Source organism: Blastococcus sp. HT6-30, assembly GCF_039729015.1.
In the GTDB taxonomy this organism is placed as follows: domain Bacteria; phylum Actinomycetota; class Actinomycetes; order Mycobacteriales; family Geodermatophilaceae; genus Blastococcus.
In genome coordinates, this window is record NZ_CP155792.1 from 111922 (window position 1) to 138287 (window position 26366).

Annotated in this window: 22 protein-coding genes; 9 read left to right on the plus strand and 13 right to left on the minus strand. The window is 73.8% G+C overall.

What is annotated here, in order from left to right; translation table 11 throughout:
- The first annotated feature begins 258 nt into the window (after nt 1-258).
- On the plus strand, nt 259-1392 hold the full coding sequence (locus ABC795_RS00530) for a serine hydrolase domain-containing protein (protein WP_347058830.1): 1134 nt from the start codon (nt 259-261) through the stop codon (nt 1390-1392).
- 71 nt (nt 1393-1463) lie between these two features.
- Here the strand turns inward: ABC795_RS00530 and ABC795_RS00535 are convergent, their stop codons facing one another.
- The 7 genes from ABC795_RS00535 to ABC795_RS00565 form a co-directional block, all read right to left on the minus strand.
- On the minus strand, nt 1464-1799 hold the full coding sequence (locus ABC795_RS00535; RefSeq protein ID WP_347060662.1) for a helix-turn-helix domain-containing protein: 336 nt from the start codon (nt 1797-1799) through the stop codon (nt 1464-1466).
- A gap of 132 nt (nt 1800-1931) precedes the next feature.
- Nucleotides 1932-2762, minus strand: a complete 831-nt coding sequence (locus tag ABC795_RS00540) for an SDR family oxidoreductase (RefSeq protein ID WP_347058831.1) — start codon at nt 2760-2762, stop codon at nt 1932-1934.
- Between the two features lie 180 nt (nt 2763-2942).
- Nucleotides 2943-3623 (minus strand): carbon monoxide dehydrogenase subunit G, encoded by a 681-nt coding sequence (locus ABC795_RS00545; protein WP_347058832.1) that lies wholly within the window; start codon nt 3621-3623, stop codon nt 2943-2945.
- The gene (gene cutA, locus ABC795_RS00550) at nt 3620-6043 is read right to left on the minus strand and encodes an aerobic carbon-monoxide dehydrogenase large subunit (protein WP_347058833.1); all 2424 of its coding nucleotides are present in this window, start codon (nt 6041-6043) and stop codon (nt 3620-3622) included. Before cutA ends, ABC795_RS00545 begins: the two co-directional genes overlap by 4 nt.
- Nucleotides 6040-6555, minus strand: a complete 516-nt coding sequence (locus tag ABC795_RS00555) for a (2Fe-2S)-binding protein (protein ID WP_347058834.1) — start codon at nt 6553-6555, stop codon at nt 6040-6042. Before ABC795_RS00555 ends, cutA begins: the two co-directional genes overlap by 4 nt.
- Nucleotides 6552-7421: an FAD binding domain-containing protein gene (locus ABC795_RS00560; RefSeq protein WP_347058836.1), complete on the minus strand. Its 870-nt coding sequence runs from the start codon at nt 7419-7421 to the stop codon at nt 6552-6554. Before ABC795_RS00560 ends, ABC795_RS00555 begins: the two co-directional genes overlap by 4 nt.
- 239 nt (nt 7422-7660) lie before the next feature.
- Nucleotides 7661-9136, minus strand: a complete 1476-nt coding sequence (locus tag ABC795_RS00565; protein ID WP_347058838.1) for a solute carrier family 23 protein — start codon at nt 9134-9136, stop codon at nt 7661-7663.
- 183 nt (nt 9137-9319) lie between these two features.
- Here ABC795_RS00565 and ABC795_RS00570 point away from each other — a divergent pair, with 183 nt between their 5' ends.
- From ABC795_RS00570 to ABC795_RS00595, 6 genes are all read left to right on the plus strand, one after another.
- The gene (locus tag ABC795_RS00570; protein ID WP_347058839.1) at nt 9320-10825 is read left to right on the plus strand and encodes an FdrA family protein; all 1506 of its coding nucleotides are present in this window, start codon (nt 9320-9322) and stop codon (nt 10823-10825) included.
- A complete protein-coding gene (locus ABC795_RS00575; protein WP_347058840.1) occupies nt 10822-12243 on the plus strand; it encodes a DUF1116 domain-containing protein in 1422 nt (473 codons plus the stop codon). The genes ABC795_RS00570 and ABC795_RS00575 overlap by 4 nt, the downstream gene beginning before the upstream one ends.
- 767 nt (nt 12244-13010) lie before the next feature.
- The gene (rpsD, locus tag ABC795_RS00580; protein ID WP_347058841.1) at nt 13011-13613 is read left to right on the plus strand and encodes a 30S ribosomal protein S4; all 603 of its coding nucleotides are present in this window, start codon (nt 13011-13013) and stop codon (nt 13611-13613) included.
- Nucleotides 13614-13912: 299 nt separating this feature from the next.
- On the plus strand, nt 13913-14188 hold the full coding sequence (locus ABC795_RS00585; RefSeq protein ID WP_347058842.1) for a hypothetical protein: 276 nt from the start codon (nt 13913-13915) through the stop codon (nt 14186-14188).
- A gap of 509 nt (nt 14189-14697) precedes the next feature.
- On the plus strand, nt 14698-16248 hold the full coding sequence (locus tag ABC795_RS00590) for a SpoIIE family protein phosphatase (protein WP_347058843.1): 1551 nt from the start codon (nt 14698-14700) through the stop codon (nt 16246-16248).
- 16 nt (nt 16249-16264) lie between these two features.
- Nucleotides 16265-16810 (plus strand): RNA 2'-phosphotransferase, encoded by a 546-nt coding sequence (locus ABC795_RS00595; protein WP_347058844.1) that lies wholly within the window; start codon nt 16265-16267, stop codon nt 16808-16810.
- 12 nt (nt 16811-16822) lie between these two features.
- Here ABC795_RS00595 and ABC795_RS00600 read toward each other — a convergent pair whose 3' ends face one another.
- From ABC795_RS00600 to arcC, 5 genes are all read right to left on the minus strand, one after another.
- Entirely contained in the window at nt 16823-17800 is a 978-nt protein-coding gene (locus tag ABC795_RS00600; protein ID WP_347058845.1) for a tripartite tricarboxylate transporter substrate binding protein, read from the minus strand.
- Between the two features lie 124 nt (nt 17801-17924).
- Nucleotides 17925-19016, minus strand: coding sequence for a PP2C family protein-serine/threonine phosphatase (locus tag ABC795_RS00605; protein WP_347058846.1), 1092 nt, complete (start codon nt 19014-19016; stop codon nt 17925-17927).
- Between the two features lie 97 nt (nt 19017-19113).
- Complete coding sequence (locus ABC795_RS00610; RefSeq protein ID WP_347058847.1) at nt 19114-19278, minus strand: Cache 3/Cache 2 fusion domain-containing protein; 165 nt, start codon at nt 19276-19278, stop codon at nt 19114-19116.
- A gap of 410 nt (nt 19279-19688) precedes the next feature.
- Entirely contained in the window at nt 19689-20792 is a 1104-nt protein-coding gene (locus ABC795_RS00615; protein ID WP_347058849.1) for a ring-opening amidohydrolase, read from the minus strand.
- 11 nt (nt 20793-20803) lie between these two features.
- Complete coding sequence (arcC, locus tag ABC795_RS00620) at nt 20804-21769, minus strand: carbamate kinase (RefSeq protein ID WP_347058850.1); 966 nt, start codon at nt 21767-21769, stop codon at nt 20804-20806.
- 232 nt (nt 21770-22001) lie between these two features.
- On the opposite strand from arcC, the gene ABC795_RS00625 reads away from it, so the two are divergent.
- Nucleotides 22002-23177, plus strand: a complete 1176-nt coding sequence (locus ABC795_RS00625; protein ID WP_347058851.1) for a benzoate/H(+) symporter BenE family transporter — start codon at nt 22002-22004, stop codon at nt 23175-23177.
- A 10-nt stretch (nt 23178-23187) separates the two neighbouring features.
- Here the strand turns inward: ABC795_RS00625 and ABC795_RS00630 are convergent, their stop codons facing one another.
- Nucleotides 23188-24066, minus strand: coding sequence for a PHP domain-containing protein (locus ABC795_RS00630; RefSeq protein WP_347058853.1), 879 nt, complete (start codon nt 24064-24066; stop codon nt 23188-23190).
- Between the two features lie 36 nt (nt 24067-24102).
- On the opposite strand from ABC795_RS00630, the gene ABC795_RS00635 reads away from it, so the two are divergent.
- Nucleotides 24103-26325 (plus strand): DEAD/DEAH box helicase, encoded by a 2223-nt coding sequence (locus ABC795_RS00635; protein WP_347058855.1) that lies wholly within the window; start codon nt 24103-24105, stop codon nt 26323-26325.
- Nucleotides 26326-26366 lie beyond the last annotated feature (41 nt).

Consider the following 26366-nt stretch of genomic DNA (forward strand, 5'->3'; position numbering starts at 1 on the left):
GAGCATTCCATCACTGGCCGGGATCTCCGCCGATGAGAACGGAGCCGGCCGGGGCGTAGCCGCACCACGTGGCGCGGTACCCGCTGCCGCTCGACCGGGGAGCCGACGTCGTCCGGGGCTGCCGGCGGTCCACCCGGCCGAACGGGCGCTCTTCTCGGCGAGCGGGCTCGCGCGGTGGCGGGCGCCGGTCCGGGCGGCGAGTGTGTGGTGGTCTCATCCACAGCAGGCGGCAGTCGGGGGCGACGACGAGGAGGGCTCATGGCGGAGGTCCACGGCAGGTGCGACGAGCGGTTCGCCGGGGTGCGCGAGGCGCTGGCGCAGCAGCTGGACGGCGAGGAGCTCGGCGCGTCGATCGCCGTCGACCTCGACGGCGAGACCGTCGTCGACCTCTGGGGCGGCTACCGGGACGAGGCCCGCACCCAGCCGTGGTCCGAGCACACCATCGTCAACGTCTGGTCGACGACCAAGTGCGTGCTGGCGCTGTCGGCGCTGCTGCTGGTCGAGCGCGGCGAGCTGGACCTCTACGCGCCGGTGGGCGACTACTGGCCGGAGTTCTGCGCCAAGGGCAAGAAGCACGTCCAGGTGCGCCATCTGCTCTCGCACACCTCCGGCGTCTCGGGCTGGGAGCAGCCGTTCTCCATCCGCGACATGTACGACTGGCCTTCGGCCACCGAGCGGCTGGCCCAGCAGCGTCCCTGGTGGGAGCCGGGAACGGCCTCGGGCTACCACGCCAACAACCAGGGGCACCTGGTCGGCGAGGTCATCCGGCGGATCACGAACACGACGTTCAAGAAGTTCGTCGCCGACAACGTCGCCGATCCGCTGGGGGCGGACTTCCAGATCGGGGCGCGCGAGTCGGAGGTGTCCCGGATCGCGCCGGTGGTGCCCCCACCGCGGCCCGACGTCGACCCGCGCACGCTGGACCCCGGGTCGGTGAGCGTCAAGACCTTCACCGGGCCGACGGCGTCGGCGAAGGCGGCGAACTCCCCGGAGTGGCGGGCCGCCGACCTGGGCGCGCTGAACGGGCACTCCAACGCCCGCGGCGTCATGCGGGTGCTGCGGACCCTCTCGCTGGGTGGCGAGGCCGGTGGCGTGCGGCTGCTGTCGCCGGAGACGGTCGAGAAGGTGTTCGACCAGCAGGCCGACGGCGAGGACCTGGTGCTCGGCGCGCCGTTCCGGTGGGGGATGGGCTTCTGCCTGGGCTCCCCGACGGTCCCCTACGTGCCCACGGGCCGGACGTTCTTCTGGGGCGGCTGGGGTGGCTCGCTGGCGGTGATGGACCTCGACCGGCGGCTGACGATCAGCTACATGATGAACAGGATGGGCAGCGGGTTGATCGGTTCTCCGCGGAGCGAGACCTACGTCCGCGCCGTCTACGCCGCCCTGGGCTGAGGGAGTTCGGCGCCGCCCGGCTCCTGCCGGTGGTGGCCGGAGCCCTCGTCCCCCGCGCGAGGCGCGTCCGGTCAGTGCCCGCCGGGAACGTGCCGCTCGGTGTCGCGCCCCACCGGCTCGCCGCAGACGTCGCACACCCAGGAGGCCGAGATGCGGTGCCCGTGGTGGTGCAGCTCGACCGGCGGGGTGTCGGCGACGTGGCGGTCACCCCACTGCATGAGCGCCTGCAGCACCGGGAGGAGGTCCCGGCCGGCCTTCGTCAGGTGGTAGTCGGCCCGCGGCGGGCTCTGGCTGTACTCGCGACGCTCCAGCACGCCGGCGCTCACGAGGGCGTTCAGCCGGACGGTCAGCCGCTCCCGGGTCGCACCAGTGCGGAGGACGGCTCGCTGGTCGCCCTCGGCCGCCAGACCCGGCGGCTGCTCGCGGGCTGACGCCGACGAGCACGCACCGAGGGCTGCCCGGACCGACTCGCGGACAGCCCTCGGTACGTGCTGATCACCTGCCCAGCGGGCACGGTCCCCGGCGTGGCCCGCCCCGGCTCAGCTCTTGCTGCCGTGCGCCGCCTTGGAGAGCGGCTCCCATGCGCGCCACTCGGCCAGCCGGGACTCGTAGTCGCGCTCGGCGATCGCCAGCGGGCCGTCGCCGAAGAAGATCCGCAGCGGCGGGTTCTCCGCATCGACGAGCTGCAGCACCGCCTCGCGGGTGGCGAGCGGGTCGCCCGGGTTGCCGGCGCGGGCCTTCCGCTGCTCGGCCGCCTTCTCGCGGAAGTCGTCGTAGGCCGGGTTCGGGGTGGCGTGCTTGGCCGAGGCACCGCCCCACTCGGTGGCGTAGGCGCCTGGCTCGATGATCGTCACCTTGATGCCGAAGTCGGCGACCTCCGCGGCCAGCGACTGGCTGAACCCCTCCAGCGCCCACTTGGAGGCGTGGTAGATGCCGATGTTCGGGAACGCGCTGATCCCACCGATGCTGCTGACCTGCAGGATGTGGCCGGAGCGCTGGGCCCGCAGGTAGGGCAGGGCGGCCTGGGTGACGAACAGGGCGCCGAGGACGTTGGTGTCGAACTGGGCGCGGGCCTCGGCCTCGCTGATCTCCTCGACCATGCCGAACTGGCCGTAGCCCGCGTTGTTGACGACGACGTCCAGCGCGCCGAAGTGGTCGTGCGCCTGCTGCACGGCCGCGAAGACGGCATCGCGGTCGTCGACGTCGAGCTCGACCGGCAGCACCCTGTCGCCGAACTGCCGCACCAGGTCGGCGAGGCTGTCGGTGTTCCGGGCGGTGGCGGCGACGGCGTCACCGCGCTCGAGGGCGGCGATCGACCATTCGCGGCCGAAGCCACGGGATGCGCCGGTGATGAACCAGGTCTTGGGCATGCGGAGCCTCCTTCGTCGGACGTCCGCCGTCGTCAGCGCCCGCGTTCCCCGTCCTGTTCCGCTCCGTCCCCGCCGGCATGGCCCGGATGACGGGAGTCCGCCAGGGTCGGTGGTCGGAGGACAGCTCGCCGACGACGTCGGCGCCCGACCCTGACACGGATCACAGGACGGGCGACGGCACTACACCCGGCGGCCGAGGCGGTAGCCGACGAGGACACCGATCAGCGTCAGCAGGGCACCGCCGGCGGCGCCCAGCGCGAGCGTCTGCGCATCGCTGGACGTTCCCGCCGGAAGGCCGGCGGCCGTGCCGGCGAACACGGGGGGTGCAGCAGTCGGGCTCTGCTCCCCAGTGGAAGCAGAGACCGACGTGCCGCTGACCGCAGCGGCCGTCGGCCGGGCCGCTGCCGGGGTAGCCGCAACGGCGCCGGTCAGCTCGTCGTCGATCGCCTTGAAGAACTGGCCGGCCATCCGCTTGGCCACGCCGGTGATCATCCGCTGGCCCACGCCGGCCACCGGCCCGCCGATCACGGCGTCGGCCGAGTAGGTCAGGTTGGTCCTGCCGTCCTCGGCGGGCGAGAGGTTGATCGTCACCGTCGCCCGTGCGTTCCCCGGGGCGCCGGCGCCGGATGCGTGCATCACGTAGGACGCCGGGTGCTGCTTGTCGGACAGCTTCACCTCACCGGCGTACGTGCCGCGGATCGCGCCGACGCCGACGGAGACGTTCATCTTGTACTCGTCGTCCCCGACCTGCTCCAGCGATTCGCAGCCCGGGATCGTGCGCGCCAGCACGGCCGGGTCGGTGATCACCGACCACACCTTCTCCGGGTCGCCCGAGAGAACCGCAGAGCCGTCCAGGTTCACGCCATCACTCCAGTCCCCGCCCGGCGCCCGGCCGCAGCGGTCTTCTCCGAATCAGGGGAACGCACCAGGTCGTACAGCTCGGTCGGCGAGATCGGCATCGAGGCGATCCGCCGTCCCACCGCATCCTCGATCGCCGAGGCCAGGGCCGCCGTCCCCGGGATGACGCCGGCCTCGCCGGCGCCCTTGATGCCCAGCGGGTTCAGCGGCGACGGCGTCTGCTGGTGGTCGATGTCGATGTCCGGGACCTCCGACGCGTAGGGCATCAGGAAGTCCATGAACGAGGCGTTCTGCAGCTGCCCGTCGGCGTCGTAGGCCATCCGCTCGTACAGCGCCCCGCCGACGCCCTGGGCCACGCCGCCGTGCACCTGGCCCTCGACGATCATCGGGTTCACCACGTTGCCGCAGTCGTGCACCACCGCGTACTTCACGACGTCGATCTCCCACGTCGCCGGGTCGATCTCCACGATCGCCGCGTGCGCCCCGGAGGCGAACGTCGACCGGATCGGCGAGTAGTAGTCGCGGTGCTCCAGCCCCGGCGCATCGCCCGGCGCCACCGGCGGCTTGGAGTCGTCCCCCGGGCCGGCGAACTGCGTCGCCTGCCGGGCCGCCTCGTCGAAGGCGTACCGCAGCGGGTTCGACAGCACCGCCACCGTGCGCAGCGGGATCGACGTGCCCGGCACGCCCTTCACCTGCACGAGGCCCTCGTCGATCTCCAGGTCCTCGGGCGACGCCTCCAGCACCTCGGCGGCGATCCGCAGCGCCTTCTCCCGCACCCCGCGCGCGGCCAGTGCGATCGCGTTGCCGCTCATCACCGCGGCCCGCGAGGCGAACGTGCCGACGGCGTAGCCGAAGCGCCGGGTGTCGCCGGTGGTCACCTCGACGTCCTCGATCGGCACACCGAGCTCGGAGGCGACGATCTGCGCGAACGCCGTCTCGTGCCCCTGTCCCTGCGAGGTGAGCCCGGTGGACACCAGCACCTTGCCCGAACCCAGCACCTGCACGTGCCCGCCCTCGTACGGCCCGGGCCCGGTGCCCTCCACGTACAGCGCCATCCCGACGCCGAGCAGCTTCCCGCGCGCCTCGGCTCCGGCTCGGAGCTCGTCCACCGAGGACCAGCCCACGAGGTCCTTGAGCTTCACCATCAGCCCCGGGTAGTCGCCCGAGTCGTAGATGACCGGCCGGCCGTCCTGGAACGTCAGGTGGTGCTCGTAGGGGAACTGATCGGGCTGGATCAGGTTCCGCTCGCGCACCAGCGCCCGGTCCAGGCCCAGCTCGTCGGCGATGCGGTCCATCGTCCGCTCCATCGCGTAGCAGCCCTGCGGCCGCCCGGCGCCGCGGTACGGCGTCACGATGACGGTGTTGGTGAACACCGACTCCACGATCACCCGGTACACCGGCAGCGCGTACGGCCCGACCAGCTGGGTCGCCGTCACGATCGGCACGATGATCCCGTAGGGCGTGTAAGCGCCGTTGTCGTGCCAGATGTGCACGTCGAGGGCGGTGATCCGGCCGTCGTCGTCGTACCCGACGGTGATCTCCTGCCGCTGCTGGCGCTCGTGCGCCGAGCCGATGAAGTGCTCGCGCCGGTCCTCGGCCCACTTCACCTCCTGGCCCAGGGCGATGGCGGCCATCGGCACCAGCAGCTCCTCGGGCCACGGGTGCACGATCTTCACGCCGAAGCCGCCGCCGACGTCAGGCGCGATCACCTCGACCTTGTCCAGCGAGAGGCTCAACTTCGCCGCGATCGCCGCGCGTACCGACGTCGACGCCTGGGTGCTCGTGTAGACGCGCAGCGAGGAGTCGTCGGCGTCCCAGCGGGCGTGCACGCCCTTGCCCTCCATGGGCATGCAGGCGCTGCGTTCGATGTACTGGGTGAAACTCAGCGTGCGGGGCGAGGCGGCCAGCACCGGCTCGACGTCACCGGTCTCCTGGTGGTGCCGGGCCGCGACGTTGTCCGGGATCTCCTCGTGCACCGCGTTGCGCGCCGCGCGGGCGGCGTCCACGCCGACGACGACGGGCAGCTCCTCGTACGTGACGACGATCTTCTCGACGGCGTCCTCGGCCACGTACCGGTCGGTGGCCACCACCATGACGACGGGCTCGCCGACGTGGTTCACCTCGCCGTTCGCGAGCGGGAACCCGGTGCGCGGGGCGTGCAGCTGCGGGTGCGGGATGAGCACCGGCAGCGGCTCGGCCATCGGGCCGGTCAGGTCCTCGTAGGTGTAGATGGCCACCAGACCCTCGACGTCCAGCGCCTCGTCGACGTCGACGGAGACGATGCGGGCGTGCGCGTGCGGCGAGCGCACGAACGCGGCGGCCAGCGCCTGCGAGCCGATGTCGTCCAGGTAGCGGCCCTTGCCGGTGATCAGCCGCTGGTCCTCGCGCCGGCGGACCGGCTCGCCGAAGAGCTTCGTCGTCACGCGTCGTCCTTCATCGCGGCGGCCGCGGTGTGCACGGCCTTCTTGATGTTGGCGTAGCCGGTGCACCGGCAGAGGTTGCCGCCGACCATCTCGTCCACCTCCTCCTCGGTGATCTCCACCGAGTTGTCGCGCCCCTCGAGCCCGGCCGCGATCGTCATCAGGAAGCCCGGCGTGCAGAACCCGCACTGCAGGGCGTGGCACTCGCGGAAGGCCTCCTGCACCGGGTGCAGCACCTGGCCGCCCTGGTGGTCGTCGTGCGCCAGCCCCTCCACGGTGCGCACCTCCGACCCGTGCACCTGGACGGCGAGCATCAGGCACGAGCGCACCGGAGCGCCGTCGACGATCACCGTGCACGCTCCGCAGACGCCGTGCTCGCAGCCGACGTGGGTGCCGGTCAGCCCCAGGTCGTGCCGCAGGGCGTCGGACAGCAGCCGGCGCACCGGCACGGTGGCTTCACGGGGAACACCGTTCACGGTGACGGTGATGGTCCGCTCGGTGTCGACGGCGGTCATGCGGCCCTCCCAGCGGCTTCGGCGGCAGCCTCGGCCAGAGTTCGTTCGGTGAGCACACCCACCAGCAGGCGCCGGTAGTCGGCGCTGGCGTGGATGTCGGTGTCCGGGTCCACCAGTGTCCGCGCCAGCGCGCCGGCAGCGGCCCAGTCGGCCTTCTCCACCGGCGACCCGGCGACGGCCTCGGTCAGATCATGCACCTCGGGGGTCAGGCCCACCGAGACGTAGGAGGCGCGTGCCGACTCCACCCGCCGGTCGGCGTCCAGCGTGACGACGACGCCCGCGCCGCAGACCGCGTAGTCGCCCTTGCGGCGGGCGACCTCGGCGAACGCGGTGCCCGAGTGGGCCGGCAGGGCGGGGAAGAAGGCGGAGGTGACGACGGCGGGCCCGGTGATCGACGTCTCCAGTGGGCCGACGAAGAGGTCCCGCCACCCGACGGTCTCGCTGCCCGCCGCGGTCGCCACCGTGACGGAGCCGCCGGTCAGGGCGAGCACCGACGTCATCTCGCCCGACGGGTCGGCGTGCGCGATCGACCCGACGGTGGTTCCTCGGTTCCGGATCGCCGGGTGGGCGACGTTCGCCGTGGCGCGGGCCAGCAGGGGCTGGACCCGGGCGGCGCCGTCGTCGTGCAGGAGGGCGTGGTGGCGGACCAGCGCCCCCACGGTGACGCCGTCGTCGGTGGCCTCGACGGAGCCCAGGCCCGGGACCCGGTTGATGTCCACGAGTGTGGCCGGCGCGGCGAGGCGCATCGAGAGGAGCGGCAGGAGCGACTGGCCCCCGGCGAGCACCTTGGCGCCCTCCTCGGCGAGGACCTCGAGGGCCTCGTCCAGGGAGCCTGGGTCGGCGTAGCGGAAGGGGGCGGGTTTCACCGGCTGCGGTCACCTCCGTGCGAGCGGCTGCGGAGGAGTCACTCTGTCACCCGGGTGGAGGCGGGCGAAAGTACCTCAGCGCTAAAACTTCGTAACGGCGGCCGCTTAGCGCCGCCCGCTCCTCCCCAACCGCCCGTATTCGGCACCGCACGTCCTCGGCGACGCCTCCGGACGCACGCCGCCCCCGGCGCCCGGACGGTGTCGTCCGGGCGCCGGGGGCGGCGGGGGTGGTGCGGGCGTCAGCGGCGGTGTGCGTCCGAGCCCGGGGTCTTGCCGTCGAGGACGCCGGGGCGGCCGACCTCGTCCACCGACGACGGGTCGGAGCTGACCTCGTCGCCGACGCCGTGCCCGAAGGTGCTGCCGGCGGCCGGGTGCGCGCCCTCGCGGAGCAGCGCCGCCTTCATCTCGGCCGGCGCCAGCGCCCGCGCCACGTGCCAGGCGACGACCGCGACGATCGAGCCCAGCGCGATGCCGTTGAGCACGTACTCGTCGGTGAAGGTCAGGGTGACGTTGCCGATGCCGATGATGATCCCGGCCGCGAGCGGCACGAGGTTGATCGGGTTGGCGAAGTCGACCCGGTTCTCCTTCCAGATCTTGGCGCCCAGCAGGCCGATCATCCCGTAGAGGACCACGGTGATGCCGCCGAGCACGCCGCCCGGGACGATGTTGATCAGCGCGCCGAACTTGGGGATCAGGCCCAGCAGGATGGCGACGAGCGCGGCCACGTAGTAGGCCGCCGTCGAGTACACGCGGGTGGCAGCCATCACGCCGATGTTCTCGGCGTAGGTGGTGGTGGGGGAGCCGCCGACGGAGGTGGCGACGACGGTCGCGATGCCGTCGGCCGCGACGGCACGGCCCATGTACGGGTCGAGGTCGCGCTTGGTCATCTCGGAGACGGCCTTGACGTGGCCGGCGTTCTCCGCCACCAGGGCGATCACCGCGGGGATCACCAGCAGCGAGAAGTTGAGCGAGAAGCTCGGCCCGGTGAAGTCGGGGAAGCCGAACCAGTCGGCGCCGGCGACCGAGTCGAAGTTGATCCGGTCCCGGGTGCTGACCGCGCCCGTGCCGTCGACCGAGGTGATCTGGCCGGCGGTGGCGTCCAGCAGGACCGACAGCAGGTAGCCGAAGATCAGGCCGAGCAGGATCGAGATGCGGGCGAGGAAGCCGCGCAGGGCGAGCGAGGCGACGATGACGAAGGCCATCGTGGCCAGCGCGACCCACTGGTCCTGCGGCCAGTACACGCCGGCGGCGACCGGGGCGAGGTTGAAGCCGATGAGCATGACCACCGCGCCGGTGACGGCCGGCGGGAGCACCCGGTTGATGACGCCCAGACCCGCGAAGTGGATCAGCAGACCGACCAGGGCGAGGACGACGCCGGCGACCAGCAGCGCGCCGACGACGTCGCTGGAGTCACCGCCGTTGGCCCGGATCGCGGCCACACCGCCGACGAAGGCGGCGCTGGTGCCGAGGTAGCTCGGCACCCGGTTCTTCACGATCAGCAGGAAGATGATCGTCGCGACGCCGCTCATCATGATGGCGAGGTTGGGGTCCAGCCCCATGACGATCGGGAAGACGAACGTCGCCCCGAACATCGCGACGACGTGCTGCGCGCCGATGCCGACCGTGCGTGGCCAGGAGAGGCGCTCGTCGGGTGCGACGGCCTCCCCGAGCGGGGGCGTCTTGCCGTCCCCGTAGAGCTTCCACCCGAACGCCATGAGTGCCTCCTCGACGTGCACTTTCGATGCGGTGCGGTGTCGGGCGACGGGTCGTCGTCCCCACCGGGAGGCGTCAATGTGGCACGCCCCACCCGGTGGGCGGAAGTACCTCAATGCTAAATCGTTATTGCAGGCAGATGCCGATACTTCACCGCTGAGAGATCTGTCGGTACGGTTTCGAGGATGAGCCCCTCAGCCCCCTCCGGTGGAGACGCCGCGGTCTCGGTGCAGCTGCGATCCGGGGTCTACGCCGACTCGGTGAAGTTGATGCAGGTGAGCCGCCGCGTCGGCGCCCGCGACGGCGTCTCGGCCGTGCTCGTCGCCATGGCGACGCCGCTGAACCTGGAGCTCGCCGCGAACATGGGGCTCGCCCCTGCCGGCGACGCCTCGCCCGAGCAGCTCCTGATCGCCGTCCGCGCCGAGGACGACGCCGCGCTGGCCGATGCGCTCGCCGACGTCGACGCCGCGCTGGCCGAGCGGGAGCGCTCCACCGGCAGCGCCACCGCCGTCGCGCACCGCACGGTCGGGGCCGGGCTCGACGAGCTCGCGCCCGACTCCCCGGCGCTGGCCATCGTGAGCGTCCCCGGCCAGTACGCCGTCGCCGAGGCCGCCGACGCCATCGCCGCCGGCCGCAGCGTGCTGGTCTTCTCCGACGGCGTCCCCGTCGAGCACGAGGTCGCGCTCAAGCGCGCCGCCCACGACGCCGGCGTGCTCGTCATGGGGCCCGACTGCGGCACCGCGATCGTCTCCGGCGTCGCCCTCGGCTTCGCCAACGTCGTCCGCCCCGGCCCGGTCGGGCTCGTCGCCGCGTCGGGCACGGGCGCCCAGCAGGTGTCCTGCCTGCTCGACATGGCCGGCGTCGGGGTCTCCCACGTGCTCGGCGTCGGCGGCCGCGACCTCAAGGAGGAGGTCGGTGGGCTGGCCACCCTGGACGCGCTCGCCGCGCTGGACGCCGACCCCGCCACCGAGCGGGTGCTGGTGGTGTCCAAGCCACCGGCGCCCTCGGTCGCCGCCGCGGTGACGTCGTTCGCCGACGGGCTCTCCGTGCCCGTCCGCAGCGCCGCGCTGTCGGCGGAGACCCCGGACCTCACCGCCGCCGTCGAGGCGCTGCTGACCGACATGGGGCTCGACGTCCCGGTGTGGCCGTCGCGCCCCGGGCCCGCGGAGGCCGCCGTTCCCGGCGCGGCGCTCAAGGGCCTCTACTCCGGCGGCACGCTCGCCGACGAGGCCATGTTGATCGCCGCCCCGGCGCTCGGCGGCATCCGCTCGAACACCCCGCTGGAGCCGGAGCTCGACCTCGGCACGGACCTGTCCGCCTCCGGCCACCTGGTCGTCGACTTCGGCGACGACGCCCTCACCGTGGGCCGCGCGCACCCGATGATCGACCCGACGCTGCGGCTGGAGGCCATCGCCGGCGTCGCCGCCGCCGACGAGCCGGCGGTCCTGCTGCTCGACGTCGTCCTCGGGTACGGGGCCGACCCCGATCCGGCCGGCGCGCTGGTCCCTGCGCTGCGGGCGGCCCGGGCGCAGAAGCATCTGCCGGTCGTCGTCGCGCTGATCGGCACCGAGGGCGATCCGCAGGGCTGGTCGCGCCAGGCCGACGCCCTGGCCGCCGCCGGCTGTGCCGTCTTCTCGTCCAACGCCGCGGCCACGCGGTACGCCCTCGACCTGCTGGGAGCATCCGCATGAACCTCGGGAACCTGCTCTCCGGCCCGCCGTCCATCGTGGCGGCCGGCGTCGATGTCTTCTCCGACGCGCTGCGCGCCCAGGGCGCCGAGGTGGCCGACGTCGACTGGCGGCCGCCGGGCTTCGGCGACCCGGACGACCTCGCCGCGCTCGCCCTGGACACCCGCCGCGCCGCCGCCAACCGCACCGCGGTGGAGCGGCTGCTCGCCGCCGGGGCGGTGCTGGTCGACGTCCGGCCCGCCCGCGAGGTCATCGGCCTGGCCGACCGGATGCTCCTGCACTCCGGCCCGCCGCTGGAGTGGGAGAACGCCTCCGGCCCCATGCGCGGCGCGCTGATCGGCGCCTGCCTGTTCGAGGGGTGGGCGGCGGACGTCGAGGAGGCGGAGATCCTGCTCTCCACCGGCGCGGTGACCCTCGACCCCTGCCACCACCACCGCACCGTGGGCCCGATGGCCGGCGTCACCAGCCCGTCGATGTGGATGTGGTGCCTGGAGGACCCGGTCACCGGCGGGCAGGCGTTCTGCAACCTAAACGAGGGCCTCGGCAAGGTGCTGCGGATGGGCGCCTTCAACGAGGAGGTGCAGGCCCGGCTGCGCTGGATGCGCGACGTGCTGGGGCCGGTGCTGTCCAAGGCCGTGCGCGGCTCGATCGACGCCGGCAACGACCCGCTCGACGTGAAGGCCGTGCTGGCGCAGATGCTCCAGATGGGCGACGAGGGGCACAACCGCAACCGCGCCGGCTCGCTGATGGCGCTGCGCGAGCTGTCGCCGTCGATCGTCGCGGTGGAGGGCGTGCCGTCGTCGGACATCGCCGCGGTGCTGCGATTCATCGGCGGCAACGAGCACTTCTTCCTCAACCTCGGCATGCCGACGGCGAAGCTCGCGCTCGACGCCGCCCGCGACGTCCCCGGCTCCACGATGCTCACCGTGATGTCGCGCAACGGCACGGAGTTCGGCATCCAGGCCGCCGGCACCGGCGACCGTTGGTTCACCGGCCCGGCGAACACCCCGGTCGGGCTCTTCCTGGGCGACTACGGCCCCGACGACGCCAACCCCGACATCGGCGACTCCGCGATCATGGAGACCTACGGCATCGGCGGCTTCGCCATGGCCGCGGCCCCGGCGATCGTCCGGTTCGTCGGCGGCACCGTCCCCGATGCCCTGGCGACGACGGAGCGCATGTACCAGCTGACGCTCGCCGAGAACCCGGCGATGGCGATCCCTATCATGGGCTTCCGTGGGTCACCGACCGGCATCGACGTGCTCAAGGTCGCCCGCACCGGCTGGCTGCCGCAGATCAACACCGGCATGGCCGGGCGGATCGCCGGCACCGGCCAGGTCGGCGCCGGGCTGGTGCAGCCCCCGCAGCAGTGCTTCGAGCAGGCCCTGGTCGCGCTCGCCGAGGAGGCGCGGAAGGCCTGAGCCGGCCGGCAGGACCCGGGGCGTCGGTGCCGACGGTCATCCGCACCTGCAGGGTCAGCGGCGCTCGCACCGCGGACCGGCGCTGGCCCCGGATGGAAGGGCCGACGGGGCGCAGCCGCCACTGCGGCGGGCCGAGCTCCGCGGCGACGAGCGCGGTCGGGAGGGACCGCAGCTCCTCGGGTCCGCGCCAGATCACCTCGACGTGCTCACCGGGCTCCAGCCGCACCCGCCGTCTCGAGCGGTCCTCGGCGATCGACACCACGATCTCGGCGCTGCCCGACGACTCGACCAGGCTCATCAGGACGTCGCCCCTGCTGGTGGCCAGCAGGTCCACCACCGTCCGTGGCTCCGGGTAGTCCACCCCCGGGTTCTCCACCATCATTGGCCCCCTTTCCTTCTAGAACGGACGCGTCTTGGAACCCGCGCAGGCTATCGGGGCGGGATGCCGCCCGAGGCCGGTTGGCCGGCGTGTCGCCGTGGGGCGTGCCGTCCGCCCCGGGCGGGAGGCCCGGGCGGAACTGAAGCGGGGCCGCAGGTGGGCAGGTGGGGCACGGCGGAGGCAAATCCGTCCACGTCGTCCAGCGAGGCGGCGAATGGCACCCGGGAATGTCCTGACCGTGCACGGGGGTTGTCACGCCCGTCTCCTGCACGAGCTCACGAACCGGGTGGCGCAACGGAACGGCGCCTTGCCCGGGGTGGTCAGCCGCGCGGGGACGTCGCCGTCGCGGGTGGCGGTCGCCTCCGCCACCGCCAAGTTGGAGATCTGAGTGAACACGCCCCGTCCCAAGGTCCGGCTCAGTCGCGCGCTGGGCATCCCCCTCACGCCGAAGTCCGCCCAGTACTTCGAGCGCCGCCCGTACCCGCCGGGCGAGCACGGGCGGAAGCGTCGCAAGGACAGCGACTACTCCACCCGCCTCAGGGAGAAGCAGCGCCTGCGCGCCCAGTACGACATCAGCGAGACGCAGCTGCGAGCGGCCTTCGACCGCGCCAGGCGGTCGGGCGGCAAGACCGGTGAGGCCCTGATCCAGGACCTCGAGTCGCGGCTCGACGCCACCGTCCTGCGCGCCGGCTTCGCCCGCACGATCTACCAGGCTCGCCAGTTCGTCACCCACCAGCACGTGCTGGTCAACGGCAAGCGCGTCGACCGGCCCTCCTACCGGCTCGAGCCGGGTGACTTCGTGCAGATCGCGGAGAAGTCCCGCACCAGGGAGCCGTTCGTCGTCGCCGCCTCCGGCGCGCACGCCGAGGCGCCGAAGTACCTCGAGGTGCGGCTGGCCGATCTGGTGGCCCGCTACGAGCGGACGCCGAACCGCGAGGAGGTCCCGGTCGTCTGCGAGGAGCAGCTGGTCGTGGAGTACTACTCCCGCTGACCCCCGGGCGGGAGCTGCGCACCGACCCGCGGTGGTGGCCACCTGGCGGACGGTGCGCGCAGATCCCGAGTCGGGCTCCGGTGGCCCCGGACGAACGGAATCCCGGCCGCCCTGCCGGTGAAGGCGCTGCTGGCGCGCACGGACGACGCCGCGATCGCGCTCGTCGGCCTCCAGGTCTACTCGGCGGGGCTGTCGTTCACCCTGGTCGTGCGGGTGCGCGCCTGCGGGGACCACCAGCTGGACCGGCTGCACCACCTCATGGGTCGCACGGGCCCGGTCCGCGGCGCTTCCTGCTCGGCGTGCAGTTCGCCGACGGCCGGCGGGCCAGCACGGTCGGCTCCGCGGACGAGCTCGACGACGGCATCGTGCTCAGCCAGGGGTCAGGCTCCGGCGGGGAGCTGGAGCTGGAGCTGGACTGGTGGCTGCACCCGCTGCCGCCCGAGGGTCCGCTCCGGGTCGTCGTCCCGCGCGGCCGAGGACGTCGTGACACTCTGGCGTGGGCGCCGCCCGCCCCGCGAGGTGAACAGCACCGGCCCGGGCCCGACCTACCGCCGGACAGCTGGTTCGCCGGCTGAGGCCTCTGGGCGAGATCGGCGATCTCGCCCCCATCCGGCCGGGAAAATTGGCGAGATCGGCGATCTCGCCCCGATCCAGCCGGGTCGGGCCGCCGCGAGCAGGTCGTCGACGGCGGCGAGGAGGGGCGCCGCGCGGTCCGCGGATCGGCCCGGTGTCGTGGTCCGACGCGACGCGCGGCGACGTCCTGCGGACCCCCGTGGAGATGCGGTAGGTAGTGCCCAATTAGCCTGTCCGTCACGCGGATGCGATGATGCTCGGTACACGATCGAGCGGCCGCTGGAACGGCGCAGCGCCCCGACCGCGTGGGGGAGCGAAGCTGAACAGGCACCTGGCGGAGCTGATTTCCAGCGGTCCCCGGACCGGGCTGCAACGACTGGTTCTCGAGCACGACTGGGGGACGACCGCCCTCGGGCCTCAGGCAGACTGGTCACCGACGCTCCGGACGGCGGTCAGCACCACGCTCAACTCGCGGTTCCCGTTCCTGCTCATGTGGGGCCCGGAGCTCGTCATGATCTACAACGACGGCTACGCCCCCATGCTCGGCGCCCGGCACCCCGCCGCGCTGGGCCGGTCGGCGCGCGACGTCTGGTCCGACATCTGGGCCGCCCTCGAGCCGATGGTCGCCGAGGTGATGGCCGGACGAGCCACGTACTCCGAGGACCTGCCCCTGGTCATGACGCGGCACGGCTACGAGGAGGAGACCTACTTCTCCTTCTCGTTCAGCCCGGTCCTCGAGCCGGGTGGCCAGGTGGTCGGCCTGCTCGACACGGTCGTCGAGACCACCCAGCGCGTACTGGCGGCCCGCCGGCTCGGCGTCCTGCAGCGGCTGGGCAGCCTGCCGCGCGCCTCGCACGGGGACACGACCGAAGCGGTGTCGACCGCGCTCGGGGTGCTCGCCGATGCCCGGGCGGACTGCCCCTTCGGTCTGGTCTACCTGGCCGACGGCGACGACGGGACCCCGCGGTTCGTCGCCGGGCAGGGCCTCGACGTGCGCGGGGAGCCGGCCGGCGGCGTCGTCCCCGGGCAGGTGCTCCGCGCGATGGCGACCGGGGAGGCGCAGACGGTGACCTCGCTGGCCGCGCTCCTGCCGGGGCTGTCCAGCGCCGCCGCGAGCCCCGCCGGGCAGGCCGACGTCCGCACCGCGGTCGTCCTACCGCTCACCGCCGCCGGTGCCGAGCGGCCGATCGGCGCGCTGGTCCTGGGCGCCAGCCCGCACCTCCCCCTGGACGAGGGCTATCGCATCTTCATGGCCCTGGCGGCCGGGCAGGTCGCCGCGGCGGTCGCCGATGCGCAGGCGGTCGCGGCCGAGCGCCGCCGGGCCGAGGAGCGGGCGCGGTCGGACCAGGCGCGAGCGCAGTTCTTCACCGACGTCGCCGTGACCCTGCAGCGCGCGGTCCTCGGTCCGACCGTGCTGCCCGAGGGCTTCGCCGTCCACTACGAACCGGCCAGCGGCACGCTGGAGGTGGGCGGCGACTGGTACGACGTGGTGGACCTGCCCGGCGGCGGCTACGGCGTGGTCGTCGGCGACGTCGTCGGCCGCGGCCTGCCCGCCGCGGCCGTGATGGGCCAGCTGCGCAGCGCCGGCCGGGCGCTGCTGCTGGAGAGCCGGTCGCCCGCCCACGTGCTGTCGGCCCTCGACCGGTTCGCGGCGCTGGTCCCCGGTGCGGCCGTGAGCACCGTGTTCTGCGCCGTCATCGACCCTCGTGCGGGCAGCCTCTGCTACAGCAGCGCCGGGCATCCGCCGGCGATGCTCGTGGAGGACGGCGGCGCCGTCCACCTGCTGGAGGGCGGGAGCGCCCTCCCGCTCGCCGTCGTGGCGGGGGCCCGCCGCCCCGAGGCGGAGGTCGCGCTGCCCGCCGGCTCCACGCTGCTGCTCTACACCGACGGCCTGGTCGAGCGGCGGGACGAGGCGCTGGACGAGGGGATCGGCCGGGCCGCGGAGGCGCTGGTGGCGGGGCGGCACCTCGGTCCCGCCGAGCTGAAGACGAGGCTCACCGAGCGGTTGCTCGGTGACGCGCCGGACGACGACGTCGCGTTCGTCCTGTTCCGCTGCGGCTGACGCCCGGGAGGCCGAGATGGACGTCGTCCGGATGAGCAAGCGGCTGTCGTTCGTGCTGCGGCACCGCCCCGACTCGGTGGGGCTCACTCTCGACGACGCCGGCTGGGCCGACGTCGGCCAGCTGCTCGCCGCGCTGCGGATCTCCAGGGAGCAGCTCGAGCTCGTCGTCGCCACGAACGACAAGCGCCGGTTCGCCTTCGACCCGACCGGCACGCGGATCCGGGCCAGCCAGGGGCACAGCGTCGCCGTGGACCTCGGCTACGGACCCGAGCAGCCGCCGGAGGTGCTGTTCCACGGCACGGTCGAGCGCGTCCTCCCGGCCATCCTCGCCGAGGGGCTGCGGCCGGGGCGCCGGCACGCGGTGCACCTCTCCGCCGACGTCGTCACCGCCCGGGCCGTGGGCGGCCGGCGGGGCCGCCCGGTCGTGCTCCGGGTGGACGCCGCCGGCATGGCCGCCGGCGGGTCCTCCTTCAGCCGCTCGGCCAACGGCGTGTGGCTCGTCGACACCGTCCCCCCGCAGTTCCTGACCGTGGTGGACGCCGCGTCGGCGCCGGACGGCTGACCCCCCCGTCGGTCACCCGGCCATCACGTCGCGGAAGGTCTCCTCGGTCTCGACGAACAGCTCCTGCAGGCCCTCGCCGCCGATGAACTCCTCGGGCACGTACCGCTCGCCCAGCGTCTCCACCACGGACGGCTCCTCCGCCGCGCTGCGCAGCGTGTCCTCGACGGTCTGGCGCACCTCGTCCGGGACGCCGGCGGGCGCGATGACCCCGAAGGTGGTCGTGCTCTGCACCAGCTCGGGGAAGCCCTCCTCGACGAACGTCGGCGCGTCGACGTAGGGAAGTGGTTCCTCGCTACCGACGGCGAGCACCCGGAGGTCACCGGACTCGATCGCCGGCAGCATGTCCTGCGAGAGGTTCACGAACCCGGCGCTGACGTTCTCGCCCAGCAGCGCCGTCTGCACCTCCGAGTTGCCCTCGAACGGCACCACGGTCAGGGGCACGTCGTAGAGCTGGGTGATCCGCCGGGTCTCGGCGGCGTGCGTGTTCGTGGCGCCGGGCGTGCCCACGGTGATCGACCCGGGCTCGGCCTGCGCGGCCCCGAAGAGCGACGCCAGGTCCTGGTACGGCGAGTCGGCCGGCACCACGATCCCCGACGGCACGCGGGTGACGACGCCGATCGGCGTGAAGTCCTCGCGCGTGTACCCGACGTCGTTGCTCAGGTAGTTCAGGACCGCGGTCGGCAGCGCGGTCATGGAGAGGGTGTGCCCGTCGGCCTCGGCCTGGATCAGCTGCTGGTAGGCGGTGGCGCCCGAGGCGCCCGGGAGGTTCTCGACGACGACCGACTCGTCGAGCTCCTGCTCCATGTGCGCGGCGAGGGCGCGCGCCGCGATGTCGGTCGGCCCGCCGGCTGTGTAGGGGACGAGCAGCCGGACGTTCTGCGTCGGGAAGTCGCCCGCGGCGTCCCCGCCGCCGGATCCGGAGTCCTCACCGCCGCACGCGGTCAGCAGGGAGGTGGCGAGGAGGGCGGCGAGCACGCGGGCAGGTCTCATCGGATCTCCTGACGTGGGGTGACGGCGTCGTCGCCGCACCGGGCCCCGTCCGTGTCGGGCGGTGGATCCATCGTGCGGTATCCGGGCCACGGGGGCACGCTGCGCGCGGATTTCCGGCGCACGGTCAGGCGGGGAGCCGGACCGCCAGCAGCGCGATGTCGTCGTCGCCCCGGGTGCCCAGGGCGCTCAGCAGCCCGTCGCACATCCGGTCCAGCGGCTCGCGCCCCAGTTGCCGCAGCGCCCGCACCAGCCAGGCGGTGCCGTCGTCGAGCGTCATGCCGCGCCGCTCGATCAGGCCGTCGGTGTAGAGCAGCAGCGTGTCCCCGCGGTGCAGCACGAGCTCGTGGTCGCTGCGCGGGGCGTCGGTGGGCGTGGTCCCGAGCAGCCGGTCGGGCACCCGCTGGAGCACCTCGGCGCTGCCGTCGGCGCGGACGAGCACCGGCGGCGGGTGCCCTGCGTTGGACCAGCGCAGCGGGACGGCGCCGGCGGCGAGACCACGCACGTCCACGGTGGCCACGGCGACGGTCACCAGGGTCTCCAGCGACAGCCCGGCCAGGACGTCGTCCAGCGCGGTGAGGGCGGCCGCCGGCGAGGTGTGCCCCGACCGGGCCAGGGCCCGCAGCATGCCGCGGGTCTGGGCCATCGTGGCCGCGGCGGGGGCGTCGTGCCCGGCGACGTCGCCGATGACGAGCATGGTGCGGCCGTCGGCGAGCGGGAAGGCGTCGTACCAGTCCCCGCCGACCTGGGCCTCCCGCGCGCCCGGCAGGTAGCGGGCGGCGGTCTCCATGCCGGGCACCCGCGGGGCGTCGCCGAGCAGGGCCCGCTGCAGCGTCTCGCCGGTCCGGACGGCGGCGCGCGTCGCCGCCGCCTCGGCGCCGAGGCGGGCCAGCTGCGCCTCCCGGCGCAGCCGCAGCTCGCAGGTGGCGACGGCGAGCACCCCGGCGAGGGCGACGGCGACGAGCCGGACGCTCTGGGCCACCGCCGTCTCGGCGGTGTACTGCTGCTCGTAGAGGCCCAGCAGCGTGCCGACGACGAAGGCGGCCGCCCCGTAGGCGACGGTCGCCCGCCGGCTCAGCGCGGTCGCGGCCACCAGCGGCGCGATCACAGCCAGCCCGAGCACCACCTGGCCGCGGCCACTGAGGATCTCCGCGAGCACCACCAGGGCCAGGGCGAGGGCGGGCAGCGCCTGGTGGAAGCGCTCCGACCGGTCCACCACGTCCCCCTCGTCCGGCCGCGAGCTGCCGCCTGTCCCTCCAGCGGCGTCCAACCTAGAGGACGACGCTGGACCGACGGGCCGTTCCGCCGGGGAGCCGTCAGCCCGTGGAGCCCGGCATGGCGTCCATGGGCAGCCCGACGTACAGCATCCCGATGAGGACGCCGGCCTCGTCGTGCAGGCCGGCGTACGCGGTGAAGTAGGGCCGGTCGGCAACGGTGGCTGCGCCGGTGTACACGTCGCCGGCGTGGACCGCGGCCAGCACCGCGCGGCCTCCACGGAGGCGTTGAGCGGCAGGAGACGGCTCTGCTGGCTGATGGCCGTGACCAGGCGGACGAACTCGGTGATCGACTCGCTCGCGGCCTGCAGCGCCGCGATCCGTTCGTCCACGACTCGAGCGGATCGTGCCCGGCACCGCCTTCACCCCGGGCGGGACCGTCATCGACCACTCGCTGCCGAGTTCCTGCGCCGTGTCGGGGAGCGGTTCGACACCGTCGTCCTGCACCACGTCGCCTCCGCCGGCTCCTGGCCCGGCGTCCGCCCCGGATGCGCAGGAGGAGGGCGCCGGGACGACGTCCCGGCCCCCTCCTCCTGCGTCACCCGGTGGTCAGGCCTCGATGCCGGCGCGACCGCGCGCCCCGGTCCGCTCCTCGCTGCGATGCTCCCGGGCTGTCGTCACGCCCTGACGATCGCGGCGACCGGGCCGCCGCCCGACGGGCCCTGGTGCACCGCGGCGACCGAGACGAAGACCGCCGGGTCACCGGTGACCGACGCCGTCACGCCGCCGACGCACGCCTTGATCTGGCGGTGCCAGGAGACGTCGGAGTCGTCGAGCATCGCGTTGCGCCGGCCGCGGACCTTCCCGTCGGGGGAGGCCTCGCACTTGAGGAAGACGTTGACCAGGCGGTCGCCGAGGTCGGTGTGGTGCGGCCGCTCGGGCAGCTCCAGGCCGGCGTCGCGGATCGCCGCCCAGATGCCGTCCTGGTCGAGAGCATCCTTCATCACGGAGTGGCCGACGCGGTAGGTGCCGCCGTGGCCGCGGGCGTTGCCGACGACGACGATCTGCGCCCGGTCCAGCTCCACGCCCGACGAGCAGGACGCGACCGAGGAGTACAGGGACAGGTCGCGCATGATCTGGTCCTGCGTCGGCATCTCGATCTCGCCGAGCGCCACCGCGATGCCCAGCGCCGTCGTGCCGTTGGAGATGTCCATGGAGCCGTGGGGCTCCTCCAGGATGGTGGTCTGGCCGCGCTCGTGGGCGTCGCGGATCGTGTCGATCGTGAGCAGCGGCGTCTTGGTCTGCACGTAGTGCACGTCGGCCGGGTCGGTGATGCCGGCCTCGGCCATCGCCTTCCTCACGCCGGCGGCCACCTTCTCCACCATGGCGACGCGGCCGATGTCCTCGGGCAGCAGGACGTCGCTCATCGCGTATCCCACGGTCAGCCGCGGCTCGTCGGTCTTCTCGACGGCCTCCTCGGGGAGGGTCGCGAAAACGGTCGCGTGCGGGCTGATGACGCCGTCGGTGCCGCCGGACCACACGATCGGGATGTCCCCGACCTCCTCCTTCGACCGGCTGCCCTTCTCCATGAGTACCTCGCGGAACGCGCGGTCGGCGATGATCCGGGTGTAGTCGTTGATCCCGCCGTTGCCCTCGGTCTTGCCGATGACCGCGACGACGCGGTCGGCGTCCATGACGCCGTCGTCGATGAGCTTGGCCAGCTCCGAGGCGTCGGAGACGTTGTGCAGCGGGACCTTGCGGACCTCGATCGGTGCGGGCATGCGGGTTCCCTTCAGGAGTGGGTGAGGACGGTGCCGGCGTCGTCGCCACGGACGGCGTCGGCGATGTGCTCGAGCGAGGTGATGACGGCGCGGGCGCCGCCGGCCTCGACGAAGCGGAGAGCTGCTTCCACCTTCGGGCCCATCGAGCCGCGGGCGAACTGGCCGACCGCGGCGAGCTCGCGCATCTGGGCCGCGGTGATCCGGCCGAGCGGGCGCTGGTCCGGCGTGCCGAAGTCGACCATCACGTTCGTGACGTCGGTGGCGATGACCAGGGTGTCGGCCTCGACGTCCCGGGCCAGGATGGCCGCGGTGAGATCCTTGTCGATGACGGCCTCGACGCCGTGCAGCGGCGACCGGACCCGGTCGTGGTCGCGGCTGTCATCGACCACGGGGATGCCGCCTCCGCCGGCGCAGACGACGACGAACCCGGCCCCCGCCAGCGCGTGGATCGCCGCGGAGTCGACGACGGCCTTCGGCTCCGGGGAGGCGACGACCCGCCGCCAACCGCGGTCGCCGCGGTCCTCCCACGTCTGGCCGAGCGCGATGAACCGGTCCGCCTTCTCGCGGGGGAGGTAGCGGCCGACCGGCTTGGACGGCTCGGCGAAGTGCGGGTCGTCGGCGTCGACCAGCGTCCGGGTGATCAGGCCCGCGGTGCGCTGCGGGAGGCCACGGGCCCGCAGGGCGGCGTCGAGCTCGTCGGCGAGGGTGAAGCCGATGGTGGCCTGTGTCTGCGCGACGTTCCAGTCCAGCGGCACCGGCGGCACCTCGTGCGCGGCCAGCTCGTTCTTCACCAGCAGGTTGCCCACCTGGGGGCCGTTGCCGTGGGTGATCACCACCTCGGCGCCTGCGGCGACGACGGCGGCGATGTGGGTGGCCGCCTGGGCGAGCGCGGCGCGCTGGGCCGCCGGCGTCGCCGACCCGTCGGCTCCGGTCATGGCGTTGCCTCCGAGGGCGATGACCACGCGGCTCGACGTCACCCCGCCGACCCTAGCCGGAAATTCCTTAGCGGTGAAGGACCTGGGGACGGCTGCCGGCTCGAGGTCCGCTTTCGGGGTAGCGGCACCCGGGGCTGACGTGCGCACCTCTGCCCCGGCGGCGACCGTCTGCGGGACCGGCCATCCGGCCCGGAGGTGACGTCGGCCACCCGCTCCCGGCCGTCCGCCTGCGGTGGCGGTCTGCGTCAGGGCGGCTCCGCTAGCGTTCCGAGCCGTGCCCGCCGCCCCGTCGTCGACGACCGTCGCCGGGCTGGTGACCGCACTCGTCGGGTTCCTGAGCTCCTTCGCCGTCGTGCTCACCGGCCTCCGCGCGGTCGGGGCCACGCCGGGGCAGGCGGCTTCGGGGCTGGTGGTCCTGTCGCTCACCATGGGGATCGCCACCGTGCTGCTGGCCCAGCGGACGCGGATGCCGATCACCGTGGCCTGGTCCACGCCCGGCGCGGCCCTGCTGGCGACCGCCGCCGCGCCGTCCTGGCCGGTGGCCGTCGCCGCCTTCGTCCTGGTCGGCGCCCTGGTATTGCTCACCGCGGGGTGGCCCCGGCTGGGTAGCGCGATCGCAGCCATCCCGCCGGTGCTGGCCCAGGCGATGCTGGCCGGCGTGCTCGTCCCCCTGTGCCTCCAGCCGGTCCGCTCCGCGCTGGAGATGCCCTGGCTGGTGGCGCCGGTGGTCCTGGTCTGGGCGGTGCTGCTGCGGTTCTCCCCGCGCTGGGCGGTGCCGGCCGCCTTCGCCCTCACCCTCGGCATCATCGGGTGGCTCGCCTGGCGCGAGGGGGGTGTCCCGGCCGCCGCCCTGGTCCCCACCCTGGAGTGGACGACGCCGGACTTCGCCTCCGCTGCGGTGATCGGGCTCGCGCTGCCGCTGTTCCTGGTCACCATGGCCTCCCAGAACGTGCCGGGCATGGCCGTGCTGGCCGCCCACGGCTACCGGGCGCCCTGGCGGCCGGCCATGGCCGTCACCGGAGCCGGGACGGTCCTCGGTGCGCCGTTCGGTGGTCACGCGATCAACCTGGCCGCCATCAGCGCCGCCCTGGCGGCCGGTCCCGAGGCGGACGCCGACCCGGGACGCCGCTACCGGGCCGCTCGCGCCGCGGGGCTGGCCTACGTCGGGTTCGCGCTCGTCTCCGCCGCCGTCGCCGCGCTCGTGGTCACGGCCCCCGCCGAGCTCCCCGCCGCGGCTGCCGGCCTGGCGCTCTGGCCGGTGCTGGCCTCGTCCCTGAGCGGAGCCCTGGCGCAACCGGAGGACCGGATCCCCGTCGTCGCGACCTTCCTCGTGGCGATCAGCGGCATCACCGTGGGCGGCATCGGGTCGGCGTTCTGGTCGCTGGTCGTGGGCCTGGCTTTCTGGGCCTGGTCCCGGACCCGCCCTGAGGGCGCGGTCGTCTCGGCGTGAGGGGGGACGGTCAGCGGCGCCAGAAGTCGAACCGGTCGCGTCCCGGCCGGAACCCGGCGGCCTCGGCGACGGCCACCGCGAGGTCGAACTTCTGGCCCACCGCGGTGGGGGCGTGCGCGTCGCTGCCGAAGCTGACCGCCTCGCCGCCCTCCTCGCGGAACCAGCGCACCTGGTCGGCCGAGGCGAGCGGGCTGCTCGTGTTGATCTCCAGCGCGCGGCCGCTGGCGGCCAGCGCGTGGAACACCGCCCGGTACTCCGCCTCGTAGTCCTTCTCCACGTACCGGTGCGATCCGCCGGGCCAGTACCGCCGCGGGAAGTCCACGTGCGCCAGCACCTGGAAGACCTCGCTGCTCTCGATCATCCCGACCATCTCGCCGAGGTAGCGGCGCATCGTGGCGTCGGCGTCGACGTGCAGCAGCCGACCGACGCCGACCAGCCGGCCCTGGTCGGACAGCGAGTGCAGGGAACCGAGGACGCGGTCGACCGGTGAGTCCTGGAGGTGGCGGGCGATGCTCGCGGCGAACAGGTGCGGCTCACCGGTCTCGATGCCCGACCAGATCCGCAGCTCCGGGAACCGGTCCCGGACCTCCGCCAGCTCGGCGAAGTAGCCCTCGACGTCGATCGGCAGCTGGTGCGCCGGGTTGCGGTCGACCAGCCCCTCCTCGGTGGCCCGGTCCTCGTCGTGCCAGACGGTGAAGTCCAGGTGCTCGGTGAAGGCGATCGCGGGCAGGCCCTGGGCGATCGCCCGCTCGCAGGCCTTGCGCATGGTGGACGAGTCGGGGGTGTCCCACGACCAGTGGCTGTGCACGTGGTTGTCGGCCGGAAGCTGCCCCTGGTGTGCCATCGCCTGGGGATTCTCCACCGTCGTCCCCAGGCCGCGCGCGGGCACCCGTTCTCGTCCCTCGGGGTGCCTACTGTCGTCGGCATGAGCACCGCCGCACCGCCGTCCTCGATCGCCGACGAAGCCCTGGAGATCCTCCGGGAGCTCACCGGCCGGCCCGACGCGGTCTTCCGCGAGGGGCAGGACGCCGCGGTCGCCGCGCTGGTCGAGCGCTCCCAACGGGCGCTGGTCGTGCAGCGCACCGGCTGGGGCAAGTCGGCCGTCTACTTCGTCTCCACCGCGCTCCTGCGCCGCCGCGGCGCCGGGCCCACGCTGCTGGTGAGCCCGCTGCTGGCCCTGATGCGCGACCAGGTGGCCGCCGCCGCCCGCGCCGGCATCCGCGCGGTCGAGATCTCCAGTGCGAACGTGACCGAGTGGGACGACATCGCCGCCCGCCTGGCCGCCGACGACGTCGACGTCCTGCTCGTCTCCCCGGAGCGGCTCACCAACCCCCGCTTCCGCGAGGAGCAGCTGCCCGGCCTGGTCGCCCGGTGCGGGCTCGTCGTCGTCGACGAGGCCCACTGCGTCTCCGACTGGGGGCACGACTTCCGCCCCGACTACCGCCGCATCCGCGATCTGCTGGGCACGCTGCCGGACGGCACACCCGTCCTCGCGACCACGGCGACGGCGAACGAGCGCGTGGTGGCCGACGTCGCGGAGCAGCTGGGAGCCGGCGGCGTCGAGGTGACGACCGTGCGTGGCCCACTCTCCCGCGACTCGCTGCGGCTGGGCGTGCTCCGGCTGCCGTCGGACCGGGCGCGGCTGGCCTGGCTGGCTGCCCACCTGGGCGATCTGCCGGGCAGCGGCATCGTCTACACCCTCACCGTCGCCGCGGCCGAGGAGACTGCGAACCTGCTCCGCGGCGCCGGACACGAGGTCCGGGCCTACACCGGCCGGCTGGACGACGCCGACCGCAAGGACGCGGAGGAGGCGCTGCGGAAGAACGAGGTGAAGGCGCTGGTTGCCACCTCGGCCCTCGGCATGGGGTTCGACAAGCCCGACCTGGGGTTCGTCGTCCACCTGGGCGCCCCCTCCTCCCCGGTCAGCTACTACCAGCAGGTCGGCCGCGCGGGCCGGGCCGTCGAGCACGCCGACGTCCTGCTGCTGCCCGGGCCGGAGGACATCGCGATCTGGCAGTGGTTCGCCACGTCCTCCATGCCGCGGGAGGACCACGCCGCGGCGGTGCTCACGGCGATGGCCGACGGCAAGGCGTGGTCGGTGGCCCGGCTGGAGACGGTGGCCGACGTGCGCCGCTCCCGGCTCGAGCTGCTGCTCAAGGTGCTCGCCGTCGACGGCGCCGTGGAGCGGGTGCAGGGCGGCTGGCGCTCGACCGGGCGGCCGTGGGTCTACGACGCCGACCGCTACGCCCGCGTCACGCGCACCCGGGAGGCCGAGCAGCGCGCGATGCTGGCCTACGCCAAGCCGGTGGACGAGGCGGAGTGCCGCATGGCCTTCCTGCAGTCCGCGCTGGACGACCCCACGGCCGCGCCCTGCGGACGCTGTGACGTCTGCGCCGGCCCCTGGTACGCCACCGATGTCCCCGAGGCCGCGGCGGACGCCGCCTCCGCCGCCCTCGACCGGCCGGGCGTGGAGCTGGCCCCACGGGCGATGTGGCCGACCGGCGCGGACCGGCTGGGCGTCGACGTCAAGGGCAAGATCCCGCCCTCCGACCAGCTGGAGACCGGTCGTGCCGTCGCCCGGCTCACCGACCTGGGCTGGGGGCAGCGGCTGCGCTCCCTGCTGGGGGACGACGGCGTCGGCGGCGTGGTGGAGCTAGACCTCGAGGCGCCGAGCATCGAGGAGGACCCCGACGCCGCGTTCGACGTGCCCGTGCGCCGCTCCGTCTCCGACGTCCCACCGGATGAAGAGCTGCTGCGGGCCTGCGGCCGGGTGCTCGCTGCCTGGGACTGGAAGGAGCGCCCGGCGGCCGTGGTGGCCGTGCCGTCGCGCCGGCGTCCCCAGTTGGTGCGCGGGGTGGCGCAGGGGCTGGCGCGGATGGGCCGGCTGCCCTACCTGGGGGAACTCTCGCTCGCCCACGGCGGGCCCACGGGGCAGCCGGGCGGGAACAGCGCCTTTCGGCTCGCCGCCGTGTGGGGCCGGATCGTCGTCGGCCCGGAGCTGCGCGAGGCCCTCGCGTCGGTGGACGGCCCGGTACTCCTGATGGACGACCTCGCCGACTCGCGCTGGACCGTGACCGTCGCCGGGCGCGAGCTGCGCCGGGCCGGTGCATCGGCCGTCCTCCCGTTCGCCCTCGCCCTCGCCGCCTGAGTGAGCTCCGTCCACAGCTTTTCGCACACATGTGCGAAAAG